Raw genomic sequence first — 13,486 nt, forward strand, 5'->3', positions numbered from 1 at the left:
ACTGTTCAGTCGGCCTTTTTTAGTTAGTGAAGATCTATTACACGCAACACTACCGGTTCGTCAGAAGTTATGGGCCGCTGAAGCCACTGAATAATTTGGCTGGCAGCTTTATCAGGTACCACCAAGTTTCTACTTTGCTTTAAGTCTGTAAACTGTTCGGCTTCGCTGAAATTCGCTGTATCCGCCGAGCGGATATGCTCCTGCATGGCCGTATCGAGCACTCCGGGGGAAAGGCTGCGGATGCGGACGTCGGTGCCGCGCAGGTCCTGCTCCTTTTGAGCCGTGCGGGAAATAGCATCGAGAGCGGCTTTGGATGCTGAGTAAGCGGCCCAGCCATCTACGGCACGCTGGGCGGCTCCGCTGCTGATATTAAGGATAGTCCGGGGAACGGTAAAGCTGGCGTATGTGCTCAAGAAAGTGTTCATAAGCATAGCTGGCGCAATCAAGTTCACATCGAACACGAACTCAAAATGCTCGTTGGACAGCTCCCCGATATACCCGATATCCCCCAGCACGCCAGCGTTGTTGATCAGGGTGATACTGACGGCGTCTGGTAACGGAGGAAACACTTTGTGCAGGTTGTTCTGTACGGCCAGCATATCGGAAAGGTCGAGCGGCTGGTGACGGTAACAAGCGTGCTCGATGGTGGCGTGGCGTGATACGCCGATGACTTGGGTATCAGGTTGCTGCAGGAGCGTTTCGGCCAAGGCTTTACCTAAGCCACGGCTGGCTCCGGTAATGATGTAATAATGCATTGCATTTCGGGTAAGATGAGGTAATCTGGAATACGGGATAAAACAAAAAGAGGCAGTATACACTGCCTCTTTTTGTTGCTGATATAGCCCAAAGTGCGCGACAACAGAGTGTGTGACAACTCAGAGAATATACTGACTCAGGTCCCGGTTACGCACCATGTCCCGCAGCCGCTCTTCTACCAGCTCCAGCGTGATGAGAATGTGCGCATTAGGGCCAATGCGGTCCGGTACGTCGAATAGGATGTCGTTCAGCAGGCGGCTCATGACCGTATGCAGCCGGCGCGCCCCGATGTTTTCGACCTCACTGTTGACCTCAAAGGCTATTTCGGCCAGCCGTTCCAACGCGGCATCGTCGAAGGTCAGCACAACGCCTTCCGCCTGCAACAGGGCTTCATACTGTTTGGTGAGGGCGTTTTTGGGGTCTTTCAGGATGCGGAAGAAATCCTCCTTGGTCAGACTCTGCAGTTCCACCCGGATGGGGAAGCGGCCCTGCAGCTCCGGAATCAGATCAGAGGGTTTGGCAACGTGAAAGGCTCCGGCGGCAATAAATAGGATGTGGTCGGTCTGGATGATGCCGTACTTGGTATTCACAGCTGAGCCTTCCACAATGGGCAGCAGGTCACGCTGCACGCCTTCCCGGCTTACGTCGGGGCCACTGCCGCCTTTGCCGCTACGGCTGGCTACCTTATCTATTTCGTCAATGAAGATGATACCGGCGTTTTCGGCCTGCCGGATGGCTTCGTCCTTCACCTCATCCATATCAATGAGCTTGGCGGCTTCCTCGTCGAGCAGGATTTTGCGGGCCTCCGCCACGGTGACTTTGCGCTTGCGGGTCTTCTTGGGCAGCATAGAGCCCAACATATCTTGGATACCGGCCATACTGGCTTCATCCATTCCGCCGGGGCCGCCCATTACGCTGATGCCGGGGCCGCTGGTATGCTGCACCCGGATTTCAATTTTGCGCTCATCCAGCTCCCCGTTGCGGATTTTCTCCCGAAACCGCTCCCGGGTCCGCTCGTTCAACTCGTGGTCAGAGTCGGGCATTTCGCACGGGGCAGCTACCGGAAAGCCCAAGGTCGGCTTGGCAGCCGGCTGGGCCGCGTTGGTTACGGGCGGAATCAGAATATCCAGAATAAGGTCTTCCACGGCCTGGGCGGCCTGCGCTTTCACCTCTTCTTTGCGGCGCAGCTTTACCATATTTACCGACTGCTCCACCAGGTCGCGCACCATGCTTTCCACGTCGCGGCCCACGTAGCCTACTTCGGTGAACTTGGAGGCTTCCACTTTGGTGAATGGGGCCCCGGAAATGCTGGCCAGACGGCGGGCAATTTCGGTTTTACCCACGCCCGTGGAGCCAATCATGAGGATGTTGTTGGGCACAATTTCACGCTGCATGTCGGGAGCAGCATGTAAGCGGCGCCACCGGTTGCGCAGGGCAATAGCCACGTAGCGCTTGGCCTCGTGCTGGCCAATGATATACTTATCGAGCTCGGCCACAATTTGGGCCGGCGTCAGAAACTCAGCGGAATCGAGCATAAGGCAATAGGAAGAAGCAGGCTGTCTGGTATACCGAAGGAATACTACTACGGCCGGATGCTAAAAGTTTGTGTTTCGCCCGCACTGGTGTGCTAAAGCTGTTTTTTGAACAACGAATCGATGTTCCGGGCAATGGTGAAGTAGTTGGCCCCACCCGACGCGTGGTAGCCCGCGTGAGTGTAATCAAGCTGGAACTGACTTACGCGCAGCATCACCCCAAAGGAGAAACCGGCCCCGCCCGCAGTGTTCTCCAGGCGCAGCTCCCGGCGCTGCAAATGGTTGTAGCCCACCCGCACGTTCAGGTTCTTGCTCAGCAGCAGCTCCCCTCCTACCACAAAATGCCGGGCAATTTTATCACCGAGGCTCTTTTTAGGTTTCACCTCTTCTCCATTCTCGTCCAGCTGACCGCGCTGATTCGGGTCGAGGTACACGATATCAAGCTGCTGGAGGTGGTGAGCCGTGAAGGAGAAGCGCAACGGCAGGTGCTCGGGTTTGAAGGACGTACCCAGCTGCACATCCAGCGGCATTGGCTCCCGGTCGGCCCCGTCGTAAGGCTTGAGCTGAATACCAGCGTTGCGGACTACTAATCCTACTGTAAAATCCTGGTCGGGGTGCTTAAAAAGCCCGCCTACATCGGCTAAAGCGGCAAAAGAGTGGTTACCAGCAATACCTGAACCCGCCAGCTTCAGCGTGCCCCCGATGGTAAAGACACCGGTAGTATAGGAGTCGGCAACGCTCAGCGCGTACTCATTCACCGAAAACTGCCCCAGCGAGTTGCCGGCCACGTCAAACTGCTCAAAGTTACCGTAGCTCAAATAGGTCAGGCCCACGCCGAAACGGCCCGCTTTCTGGGTATTGAACACGTATGCGGCCGTGCTTTGCTTGATATCGGCCAGGTAATCAACGTAGCCCAACGCCAGGCGGCCATCCATTTCACTGTTGAGCAGGGCCGGGTTGCCGTAGAGCATAGTGGCATCCGCGTCGCGGGCTGATACGTTGGCCCCACCCAGGCCAGCCAGCTTGGCACTGGTAGGCAGGTTCAGAAAAGAAAAGGCCTGCTGTCCGCCAATCTGGGCCTGCACGGCGGGAACGAGGCCCAACAGGAGCAGACCGGAAACAGCAACGGCGCGGCGTAAGGGTAGATTCATCAGCAACTAAGATAATGCAGGTTACCCGTTAGGACGCTGCAAGCCGCTGTTTTATTGCGCGGCAACAGTTTGTCACTCCAAGGGCAGTAAAGAATCTAAGCAGACATTACACAATGCCTCCGGATTCTTCATGGCCCTTGAAATGACAGCTTTTTTCAGCTTACCTCCACGCTGGGCGAGGCCGGGACCGGGTTTTCGTCGCGCACCACCAGCTTCATGGGGTGCGCTACCTTTTCCTCCAGCAACGCCACGCGCAACACATCGTCCACCCGGTCGGCGTAGTGAATGGTAAGATCCTTGAGGTACTCAGCCGAAATTTCGTCGATATCCTTCTTGTTCTTAGGGCAGAGGATGATATCACGCACGCCGGCCCGCTTGGCAGCCAGAATTTTTTCCTTGATACCGCCTACTGGCAGCACCTTACCGCGCAGCGTGATTTCGCCCGTCATGGCCAGATGGCTGCGAATTTTGCGCTGCGTAAATACCGAGGCAATACTGGTGAAAATGGCAATACCTGCGCTGGGCCCGTCTTTGGGCACAGCACCTTCGGGGAAGTGAATGTGCAGGTCGTACTGGTCGAAGAGGCGGTAGTCGATGTCCAACTCCTCGGCCCGGCTGCGCAGGTAGCTCAAGGCCGTCACGGCCGACTCCTTCATCACGTCGCCGAGTTGGCCGGAAAGGGTGAGTTTGCCCCGACCCCGGCTCAGCAGGCTTTCGATGAACAGGATATCCCCGCCCACGCTGGTCCAGGCTAGGCCCGTTACCACACCGGCAGTTTCGTTGTCCTGGTACTGGTCCCGGTCGAAGATGGGTGCGCCCAGAATCCGGCGCACGTCCTTTGGCTCCAGCGTGGCCGGAAAATCCTCCTTGAGGGCCTTGCTTTTGGCTAGGTTGCGGGTTACCGCCCCCAGCTTCCGCTCTAGGCTACGCACACCACTCTCGCGGGTGTAGTCGTCAATCACGCGCTGCAAAGCGGCGTTGGTGATGCCCGCGTCTTTTATTGTCAGGCCGTGATCGTGGAGCATTTTGGGCCAGAGGTGCTTTTTGGCAATTTGGGTTTTCTCCTCCAGCGTGTAGCCCGTCAGGTCAATGATTTCCATCCGGTCGCGCAGAGCGGGCTGAATTGTTTCCAGCGAGTTGGCCGTGGCAATGAACAGCACCTTCGACAAGTCGTACTCCACCTCTAGGTAGTTGTCGGTGAAGGTAGAGTTCTGCTCAGGGTCGAGCACCTCCAGCAGTGCCGACGACGGGTCACCCCGGAAGTCGGAGGCCAGCTTATCGATTTCGTCGAGCACGATGACCGGGTTGGAGGCCCCGGACTTCTTTATCTGGGAGATGATGCGGCCGGGCATGGCCCCCACGTAGGTTTTGCGGTGCCCCCGGATTTCGGCCTCGTCGCGCACACCACCCAAGCTCATGCGCACATACTGGCGGCCCAGGGCCTTAGCAATGGAACGGCCCAGGCTGGTTTTACCCACGCCGGGCGGGCCGTATAGGCACAGAATCGGAGCTTTCAGGTCGTTCTTGAGCTTGAGCACGGCCAAGTACTCAATGATGCGCGCCTTCACCTTTTCCATGCCGTAGTGGTCCTGGTCGAGGATTTTCTGGGTGCGCTTCAGGTTGAAGTTGTCCTTGGTGTACTCCGCCCAGGGCAGATCCAGCAGAAACTCCACATAGTTCAGGCTCACCGGATACTCGGCAGCCTGTGGGTTAATGCGCGTGAGCTTGTCCAGCTCTTTCAGAAAGTGCTTGCCCACGCTTTCGGGCCACTTTTTGGTTTTGGCACGCTGGCGCAGCTTGTCCACTTCCTGATCGGGGCCATCGAAGCCCAGCTCGTCCTGCAGCACCTTGATCTGCTGACGCAGGAAGTAGTCGCGCTGCTGCTGGTCGATGTCGGTATGGACTTTGGTCTGGATTTCGCGCTTGATTTCCAACAGCTGAATCTCCTTCATCATCAGCTCCAGCAGGTGCGTACCGCGCTCCACGCCGTCGTTGATTTCCAAGAGCTTCTGCTTGATGCTGACCTCTACGTTGATGTTGGAGGAGAGGAAATGCGTCAGGAAGGAAGGCGACTCGATATTATCCAGCGCCACCTGAGCCTCCTGCGGAATTTCGGGGTTGAGCTTGAGCATCTTGGCCGCCGCTTCTTTCAGTGACGACACCAGCGCCTTTACTTCCTTGGACGTTTTGCCGGGGAAGGTTTCGGGGGCGTAGCTCACGCGGGCCGTGAGGTAGGGCGTACTCTGAATTTCCTCCTCAATTTTGAAGCGCGACTGGCCCTGAATAATGATGGTAGTATTGCCGTCGGGCAGCACCAGCAGCTTCAGGATTTTGGCCATCGTCCCCACCGGGTACAGGTCGGCCAGGGTAGGGTCGTCGCTCTGACCATTTTTCTGCGCTACTACGCCCACAATTTTGTTGCCCCGGTAGGCTTTGCGTACCAGCCGGATGCTCTTTTTGCGCGTGACCGTAACGGGCAGCACCACGCCGGGAAACAGTACCGTATTGCGCACGGGCAGCAGCGGCAGCACTTCCGGCGACTCATCGGGGCCCAAGGGCTGATCGGGGTCGGTGGCCACAATGGATACCATTTCGGCGGGATCTTCAGTCATCAGCAGCAAGGAAGAATAAGGCGACTTGGGCGGAGTATAACGGCTCATGCGAGGAAAGGCAGGCAAAACGAAACCGGATGCCACAATGACAGGCAATCGGTTCAGCTTCGGCCCCTAAGCGGCGGGGCATTTTCGAAGGTACGGATTCGGCAAGCGCCGTGCCACCGCCGCAAGCCGCCACATCGGCAGGTGAATGGGTGAAGTGTTGAATAGTTAAACTGGTGAAGTGATGATCATCCTGAGCATTCCGCGCATCAAGCAATTCACCTATCCATCGGTTCAACAATTCACCGGTTCACTTATCAACTTCACATCCAAATTTTCCTATTTTTGATGCTTGCCGGTTCCCACCGCCTTTGTGCTTTATAATTGCTATGTTTTCCATTGCCCGTCTGCTGACTTTGTGTGCGTTGCTGCTTGCCCTGGGCCAGCCCATTACGCTTCGTGCTCAACAAAAAAGCGGCCTCCCCACTGCCCAACGGAAGCTCTCCGCCAAGGTTATCCGCCAGGCCCGGGCTCGTACCGACGATACCCCGGACTTCCCGAACATCAACCGCGTAGCCTATTTTCAGGACAAGAAGCTGCTGCGCGAGATTCAAAAGGCCGAAAAGCGCAAAAACTGGGCGGCTTCCCGTAATCTGCTGGATGCCTATGTAAGCCAGTTTGGCATCGAGAACTTTTACAAGGACACCAATATGCTCTGGCGTCTGGGCCAGCTCTGGGAAAAGGCCGGCAACGAAGGCCGCGCCAAGGCATACTACCGCCTCGCCCTCAAGCACCGCCGCCAGAGCCTGACGAAGGTGCAGATGTATTATGACTCGCTGGAGCAGAAGGATACCGACCTGTACGTACCGCTGCGCACGTACTACGACATTGTGGAGTACCGGAAAAACATTGCCACGTTCCGCCCTCCCAAAGGCGTGTACACCAGCATGGGCGACGCCATCAACTCGCCGCGCGAGGATTACGGCCCCACACTGAATGCCGATGCCGACCTGCTGATCTTCTCCTCTAAGCGCAAAATGCGCGGCCTGCACAGCGTTATTGATGAGGATTTGTACACGGCCCGCCGTGAAAACGGCGTCTGGACGGAGGCTGAACCACTACCCAAGCCCATCAACTCCGCGTATAACGAGGGCTCAGCCTGCATCAGCAAAGACGGCAAAACGCTGTTCTTTGCCCGCTGTGAGTGTCCCACCTGCCACGGCAACTGCGACCTGTATACGGCTTCCTTCCAGGATGGCAAATGGACCATGCCCAAAAGCCTGGGCACTGGCGTCAACTCCACGGCCTGGGACTCGCAGCCCACCCTTTCGCCCGGCGAGGATACGCTGTATTTTGCCTCTGACCGGTTGGGTGGCTTCGGGCTGTCGGACATCTGGTACACGGTGAAGGGCAAGAATGGCCAGTGGGGCCGCGCCCAGAACATGGGGCCGGTGGTGAATACCCGCGAGAGTGAAGTCAGCCCTTTTTATCACCCCCTCTACCACGTGCTGTATTTCAGCTCCCGGGGGCAGCTGCTCAACTTCGGCGACTTCGATATCTACAAAACCTACCGGGTGCGCAGCCGCTGGCAGGAGCCCATCAACATCGGCCCACTGGTGAACGGCAAGGGCTCGGAGTACTACTTTACCATCGACGCCGATTCCAAGAGCCTGTATTATGCCCGCTCGGAGGAAAAGGAGATGAAGAACCTCGACCTGTTCTCGTTCCCGTTACCGATGGAAGCCCAGCCCCTGGCCACCACGCACGTAGAAGGCTCGCTGGTCGATTCCGTGAGCCAGAAACCACTCAATGGCATCGTGAGCATCATTGATACCGACAACGGCATTGAGGTAGCCAGCAAATACCTGCGCGACGACGGCTCGTTTGATTTCGACCTGATTGAGGGTTCGCACTACGTGATGCTGATTCAGAGCCCCGACTTTTTCAGTGTGGAGAAGAAGTTTGCTTTGGCCGGCGACACGGTGATGAAACTCATGACCAACTCCATCGACTACAAGCTGCCGCTGGTGTTCAAAAACATTGAGTTCGACCAGGACAAGGCCCACATCCGGCCCAGCATGCACGCCGTGCTCGACCGCATTGCCGTGTTCATGGTCGACCATCCGGAGTTTCGGCTGAGCGTGAGCGGCCACACCGACGGCAAGGGCGACCCGGATTTTAACGAGCAGCTCTCGCAGGAGCGGGCCGAATCCATCCGGCGCTACATTGAGCAGAAAGGCAAGCTCAAGCCCAACCGCATTGATAGTTTCGGCTACGGCTCCACGCGCCCGCTCAAGGATGAGGTAACGCCGGAAGACGCCAAGACCAACCGCCGCGTGGAGTTCCGCCTCATTAAGCCCGAGAAAGACGACGAACCCTTTAAAGCCGACCCACTACCCGGCAAGAAGCCCGAACCCAAGCCAGCTACCGGTGAAAAAGATGGCAAGCTGGAGTGGTAAATAGCAATGGAGCGTTCATTTCACCGATTACTGTGGGCAGAAATAGGCTTGCTCCTGCTGTCAACCATTCCGTGGGGTTTCGTCTTTACACTTCCGGTTTATACGATTATAGCTACCCAATTCTTTTTTCTTCGCAAACCTTTGTGGCTGAAGACAGCTGCCAGCATTGGGCCTATTATAGTATGGATCATAAGCATAACGCTTTATAAGCAGTATAAACACCCCTTCTAACACTTTACCACTTCAGTTGCTGCTGCTCCTCCCCTTCCCGGAACAGCAGGCTTTGCTTGCGGCCCCGGGCCTCCAGATTCACGATATTCATCTGGTCGGGGAAGATGTCGAGCAGGAGCTGGTGGCGCAGCGTGATGCCGGTGGCTGTGGCCGGGAGCGGGGCTGTAAAGTACACCCAGTAGGCGTCGGTTTCCTTCTGCAGGCCCACCAGCATGAGCGGCAGCGGCTTGCCGGCCGTGCGGCTGAGCTGCACCGAGCGACGCAGTAGATCCTGGAGCAGCGGATTAAGCTGGGCCCGGCTGAGCTGGTCGGTGCGGACGGGGGTGGTCTTGCCTTTGGAAAGGTCTTTTTCCAGGTCGTCGATGAAGATTTTCAGGGCCATTTCCAGCCGCTGCTTTTCCGGGTTGAAGCGCAGCTCCAGGATGCTGGCGTGGTAGGTATGGGCCCAGGCCGCCACGCTCAGCGTAAGCAGTAACAGCGGAAGCAGGAAGAAACGGGCAGTTCTCATGAGGCAAAAGGTGTAATTCGGCCGCTATGGTTGCAGCCGCTGACATGGCGGGCAGGCGGCACCACGGGCCGGAGCCGGGAAAGACAGGGAGTATAAAAGCCGTGCCACCCTTACAGGCAACACGGCTTTCACGAGGCGGATAAGCGCTAACGCTTACAAACCGAATTTCTTCAGGAGCGGATTTAGGAACACGAATACCATCAGGCCCAGAATCAGGACCATACCTACTTTCTGAGCGTTTTCCAGGAATTTATCGGAGGGCTTGCGGCCGGCAATCATCTCGTAGAGCAGGAATACTACGTGGCCGCCGTCGAGGGCCGGGATAGGCAGCAGGTTCATAAAGGCCAGCACCATAGAAAGCATGCCCGTAAGCGTCCAGAACCGGAACCAGTCCCACTTACCGCCGTACTGCTGGGCAATTTCGATGGGGCCGCCAATGGATTTGCGGAAAGAGGCTTCGCCGCTGAAAATCTTACCGAAGGCTTTGATCTGGGTGGTAATCACCCCGAAGGCCTGCTTGGTGCCCACCGGAATGGCTTCGAGCAAGCCGTATTCGCGGGTACCGAATTTCAGCAGCGACTTGGGCTTGAAGCCGATTTTTCCATCGGTATCAACGGCTACCTTGAGCGTAACGGGCTGGCTAGCGCGCTCCACCTGCACGGCAGTGGGTTTGCCGGCGTTGTCCTTCAGCGCCTTCTGCAGCTCAGGGAAGAACTGAATAGGCGTACCGGCTACCTGCATAATCCGGTCGTTGGCTTGCAGGCCAGCCTTGTCGGCGGGGCTACCGGGGGTTACTTCCTCCACCACGAAGGGGTCGAGGGGCTGCACGAAGCGCTGCTCGCCCTCATCGGCGAGGCGGTCCATGAAGTTGTTGGGGACGGGCACGTCAATCAACTGCCCGGCGCGGTCCACAGTGTAGTAGGCATCGTTGCCCAGAATCACGTCGGGGCTGTACACGTCGCTGAAATCATCGAACGGCCGGCCGTTGATCTTCACAATTTTATCGCCCTGGCGGAAGCCCATCTCCTTGCCCAGCGCGTTCGGAATCACGCCAAAACGGGCTTCCGAGGCCGGCAGGTAGCTTTCACCGTAGCTGAAGGTCATCAGCGAGAAGATGACGATGCCGGTAATCACGTTCATGATGATGCCGCCCAGCATTACAATCAGGCGCTGCCAGGCCGGCTTGGCCCGGAACTCGTTGGGCTGGGGCTCGGCGGCGAGGCTGTCGGCGTCCTGGGTTTCGTCGATCATGCCGTGGATGGCCACATAGCCGCCCAGCGGGAACCAGCCCAGGCCGTACTCCGTCTCCCCAATTTTCTTTTTGAACAGAGCGAAGTTCATCACCCCGGGCAGGGGAAACAGGAAGTCGAAGAAGATGTAAAACTTATCGACCCGTATTTTGAAGTATTTGGCGGTAGCAAAGTGCCCGAATTCGTGCAAGCCAACCAGTATGGAGAGGCCCAGCAGCATTTGCCCGGCCATGATAAGTCCTGTCAAGAGAAGTAAGTAATGAGGTGATGAACGGTACGGGTTCCACCGCCGCAAACAACGCACCGAAGCCGAAAGTTGCTACCGGGGTCCGTCAAGGTGTCAGGCGCGGAGGCCGGCCACCTCCCGGGCCACCCGGCGCGTTTCCTGGTCGGTGAGCACGTAATCCTGCAGCGAGGGAGCGGCAAGGTACGAAACCCGGGCGAGGCTGGACTCCACCACATCAGACATTTCAAGGAAGCCTATTTCGTCGCGCAGGAAGGCGGCCACGGCAATTTCGTTGGCTGCGTTGAGGATGCAGGGTGCGTTACCACTGCGCTGCATAGCCTCAAACGCCAGGGCTAGGTTGCGGAAGGCCGCTGTATCAGCCTCCTCAAACGTGAGCTGGGGGTAATCGAGGAAACGGAAGCGCGGGAAGTCGTTAGCCAGCCGCTGCGGGTAGCCCAGCGCGTACTGGATGGGCAGCTTCATATCGGGCAGCCCGAGCTGGGCCTTCAGGGAGCCGTCCTCGAACTGCACCAAGGAGTGAATGATGCTCTGCGGATGCACCACCACCTCAATCTGCTCGTTACGCAGTCTGAAAAGCCACTTGGCCTCAATTACCTCCAGCCCTTTGTTCATGAGTGAGGCCGAGTCGATGGTGATTTTAGCACCCATGTCCCAGTTGGGATGCTTGAGGGCCTGGGCCTTGGTTACCTGGGCCAGCTGCTCGCGGGTACGCCCCCGGAACGGCCCGCCCGAGGCCGTGAGAATGATTTTCTCGATGGGGTTCTGCTCCTCCCCTACCAGGCACTGAAAGATGGCGGAGTGCTCGGAATCAACGGGCAGCAGGCGCACGCCGTATTCCTGCACCAGCCCGGTAATGAGCTGGCCGGCCACTACCAGGGTTTCCTTGTTGGCCAGGGCAATGTCTTTGCCGGCCCGGATGGCGGCCACCGTAGGCAGCAAACCGGCGTAGCCCACCATGGCCGTCAGTACCACGTCGGTATCGGGGCGGGCGGCTACCTCGGCAAGAGCGGCGGCCCCGGCCAGCACCTCGGTTTCGGGCTGAGAGGCTAGGGCTTCGCGCACCTGCTGGTACTTGGCTTCGTCGCCGATAACCACGGCGGCGGGCCGGAACTCGCGGGCCTGCTGCACCAGCAGCTCGGCGTTGGACTGCGCCGACAGGGCCGCGACGATAAACCGCCCGGGCTGGGCGCGCACCACCTCGAGGGCCTGGGTGCCGATGGAACCGGTGGAGCCCAGCAGGCTGACACGTTTGGGGAATTCAGTGGGCATCAAGAACGGAAGGTCAGGAGCGGGAATACTTGCGGATAGTTACGCGGCAAAAGTACGGTGAAGTTTGGCTTGCTGCGGCGGGCCCCGGATTTCACGGGAGTTGGCCTTACGGCTTGAAAACCGCGTACTTTGGCTTTTCCGCCCTTTCTTACTGCTCCCATGACCGATCCTGCCGCCGCTTCCGCCGCCTTCGATAAAGCCCGCAATGGTCTGTGGGCCAGCCTGCAGAAGCATCTGAGCACCGTGTACGCCGCCGAAAAGGACTTCCGGGCCGCCACGCGCTTCACCGATACCTTTCCCTTTTCCGCTGCCAGCCTGGAGCCCCAGCAGTTGCTCGATTATCAGCACCAGCGGGCAGTACTGCGCGACCTGTACGTGGACGAAACCTCCCAGCTCGACAGTTTGGTGAAAGCCGTGCGCCTGAAAAGCTACCAGGAAGACGACAAGAAGCTGCTGTTTCTGATGATTCTGGGCTACATGGACCTGGCCGAAACCGTCTTCGCCCTGCTCGATACCCACCGCCCCACCAAACTGGAGCCCGACGAGGAGCTGGAAGAAGCCGCCGCCCGCTTCGAGCGGGTACGCAACTTCACGCGCCTCAACATCCGGGGCTTGGGCAGCCTGTTGCCGCGCCTGTAACTACTCGATACCCATAATCTGGACCGACTTGCCGTTGAACACGGCTGACTCCCCGGCCCGCTTGCCGGCCAGCGCCGCCGCCACCGGCGCGGCTGCCGATACAGCGAAGTAGTCCTTCCCACCCAAGGTAAGCTTGCCGGCGCTGATACCGAGGTAAAACGTGCCCATGCTGGTGTGCACCAGCGCCCCGGGCCGCACCGTGTCGCAGGGCAGCTCGGGGCTGATGCGCTGCAGCTCGCCCTGAAGCTGTTGGGCCTGCCGCAGCTGCACGGTGTTTCGGTCCCGCTCGTTCTGGGCCATGGCGCGGCCGGTTTCGTACTTGTCGCCGGCGCTGCTCTTGGTTTCGGAGTTGGCCGATTCCTGGGCGGTGCGGATGGCGGCTTGGCAGGCATCAATGCGTTCCTGTACGTAGGCCAGGCAGAGGGTGTGGAGTTGGGATTTGAGCATTAGCTGGTTTGAGCTTGCCAGTGAATTTCGGAGTCGTTCGTTACTTCCCAAGTGGCTAATAATCGACCAAGCTGGTTAAGGGAGGCTACCTCGGTGGGAATAGAGAAATGAATACGAAAATCGTTGGGTGGCTCTTTCTGGTGGTCAATGTTCACGGTTAGAGCAGCATGTCCGAAACTGTCATAGCAGTATGACTTTAGTAGCAGCTTCTCTTCTGCATAGCTGCCAATACCCGATTGGAAGAATAGGTAATCGGTCGTTTTTGTCGGAAAAGCAATTAGCGCATTCCCGAATCCCTTCCAGTTGTTAGCATCTCCGTAAAAGTGCGTTTGTACCTCAAGCGCACCTTTTTGCACAGTTACGAAAAACGTACACATACCGTAAACGTCATACTCATCAG

Annotated in this window: 11 protein-coding genes; 2 read left to right on the forward strand and 9 right to left on the reverse strand. The window is 57.9% G+C overall.

Annotated elements, in window-relative coordinates; all coding sequences use genetic code 11:
* Positions 1 to 23: 23 nt before the first annotated feature.
* The 4 genes from HSW_RS16680 to lon all read right to left on the reverse strand — a co-directional run bounded on the left by HSW_RS16680 (position 24) and on the right by lon (position 6,051).
* A complete protein-coding gene (locus HSW_RS16680) occupies positions 24 to 818 on the reverse strand; it encodes an SDR family NAD(P)-dependent oxidoreductase (protein WP_231501310.1) in 795 nt (264 codons plus the stop codon).
* 57 nt (positions 819 to 875) lie between these two features.
* Positions 876 to 2,291, reverse strand: coding sequence for an ATP-dependent protease ATPase subunit HslU (gene hslU, locus HSW_RS16685; RefSeq protein ID WP_044002876.1), 1,416 nt, complete (start codon positions 2,289 to 2,291; stop codon positions 876 to 878).
* Positions 2,292 to 2,383: 92 nt separating this feature from the next.
* Positions 2,384 to 3,439, reverse strand: a complete 1,056-nt coding sequence (gene porQ / locus HSW_RS16690; protein ID WP_044002877.1) for a type IX secretion system protein PorQ — start codon at positions 3,437 to 3,439, stop codon at positions 2,384 to 2,386.
* Between the two features lie 155 nt (positions 3,440 to 3,594).
* Positions 3,595 to 6,051: an endopeptidase La gene (gene lon / locus HSW_RS16695; RefSeq protein ID WP_081768607.1), complete on the reverse strand. Its 2,457-nt coding sequence runs from the start codon at positions 6,049 to 6,051 to the stop codon at positions 3,595 to 3,597.
* Positions 6,052 to 6,425: 374 nt separating this feature from the next.
* On the opposite strand from lon, the gene HSW_RS16700 reads away from it, so the two are divergent.
* Positions 6,426 to 8,495, forward strand: a complete 2,070-nt coding sequence (locus HSW_RS16700) for an OmpA family protein (RefSeq protein ID WP_081768462.1) — start codon at positions 6,426 to 6,428, stop codon at positions 8,493 to 8,495.
* A 235-nt stretch (positions 8,496 to 8,730) separates the two neighbouring features.
* Here HSW_RS16700 and HSW_RS16710 read toward each other — a convergent pair whose 3' ends face one another.
* From HSW_RS16710 to HSW_RS16720, 3 genes are all read right to left on the reverse strand, one after another.
* A complete protein-coding gene (locus tag HSW_RS16710; RefSeq protein ID WP_044002882.1) occupies positions 8,731 to 9,234 on the reverse strand; it encodes a DUF6702 family protein in 504 nt (167 codons plus the stop codon).
* 153 nt (positions 9,235 to 9,387) lie between these two features.
* Positions 9,388 to 10,731, reverse strand: coding sequence for an RIP metalloprotease RseP (gene rseP / locus HSW_RS16715; protein ID WP_155833016.1), 1,344 nt, complete (start codon positions 10,729 to 10,731; stop codon positions 9,388 to 9,390).
* A gap of 93 nt (positions 10,732 to 10,824) precedes the next feature.
* A complete protein-coding gene (locus HSW_RS16720) occupies positions 10,825 to 12,000 on the reverse strand; it encodes a 1-deoxy-D-xylulose-5-phosphate reductoisomerase (protein ID WP_044002884.1) in 1,176 nt (391 codons plus the stop codon).
* Positions 12,001 to 12,159: 159 nt separating this feature from the next.
* On the opposite strand from HSW_RS16720, the gene HSW_RS16725 reads away from it, so the two are divergent.
* Entirely contained in the window at positions 12,160 to 12,639 is a 480-nt protein-coding gene (locus HSW_RS16725; RefSeq protein WP_044002885.1) for a hypothetical protein, read from the forward strand.
* Here HSW_RS16725 and HSW_RS16730 read toward each other — a convergent pair whose 3' ends face one another.
* Positions 12,640 to 13,086: a hypothetical protein gene (locus HSW_RS16730; protein WP_044002886.1), complete on the reverse strand. Its 447-nt coding sequence runs from the start codon at positions 13,084 to 13,086 to the stop codon at positions 12,640 to 12,642. It lies immediately after the preceding gene.
* Positions 13,086 to 13,463 (reverse strand): hypothetical protein, encoded by a 378-nt coding sequence (locus HSW_RS24595; protein ID WP_197031894.1) that lies wholly within the window; start codon positions 13,461 to 13,463, stop codon positions 13,086 to 13,088. Before HSW_RS24595 ends, HSW_RS16730 begins: the two co-directional genes overlap by 1 nt.
* Positions 13,464 to 13,486: the final 23 nt, after the last annotated feature.

This window comes from Hymenobacter swuensis DY53 (assembly GCF_000576555.1).
Lineage (GTDB): Bacteria > Bacteroidota > Bacteroidia > Cytophagales > Hymenobacteraceae > Hymenobacter > Hymenobacter swuensis.

Excerpts from the sequence above, each read along its gene's own strand:
- hslU (WP_044002876.1), bottom strand. The coding sequence starts at position 2,291 with ATGCTCGATTCCGCTGAGTTTCTGACGCCGGCCCAAATTGTGGCCGAG.
- porQ (WP_044002877.1), bottom strand. The coding sequence starts at position 3,439 with ATGAATCTACCCTTACGCCGCGCCGTTGCTGTTTCCGGTCTGCTCCTG.
- lon (WP_081768607.1), bottom strand. The coding sequence starts at position 6,051 with ATGACTGAAGATCCCGCCGAAATGGTATCCATTGTGGCCACCGACCCC.
- HSW_RS16700 (WP_081768462.1), top strand. The coding sequence starts at position 6,426 with ATGTTTTCCATTGCCCGTCTGCTGACTTTGTGTGCGTTGCTGCTTGCC.
- HSW_RS16710 (WP_044002882.1), bottom strand. The coding sequence starts at position 9,234 with ATGAGAACTGCCCGTTTCTTCCTGCTTCCGCTGTTACTGCTTACGCTG.
- HSW_RS16720 (WP_044002884.1), bottom strand. The coding sequence starts at position 12,000 with ATGCCCACTGAATTCCCCAAACGTGTCAGCCTGCTGGGCTCCACCGGT.
- HSW_RS16725 (WP_044002885.1), top strand. The coding sequence starts at position 12,160 with ATGACCGATCCTGCCGCCGCTTCCGCCGCCTTCGATAAAGCCCGCAAT.
- HSW_RS16730 (WP_044002886.1), bottom strand. The coding sequence starts at position 13,086 with ATGCTCAAATCCCAACTCCACACCCTCTGCCTGGCCTACGTACAGGAA.
- HSW_RS24595 (WP_197031894.1), bottom strand. The coding sequence starts at position 13,463 with ATGTGTACGTTTTTCGTAACTGTGCAAAAAGGTGCGCTTGAGGTACAA.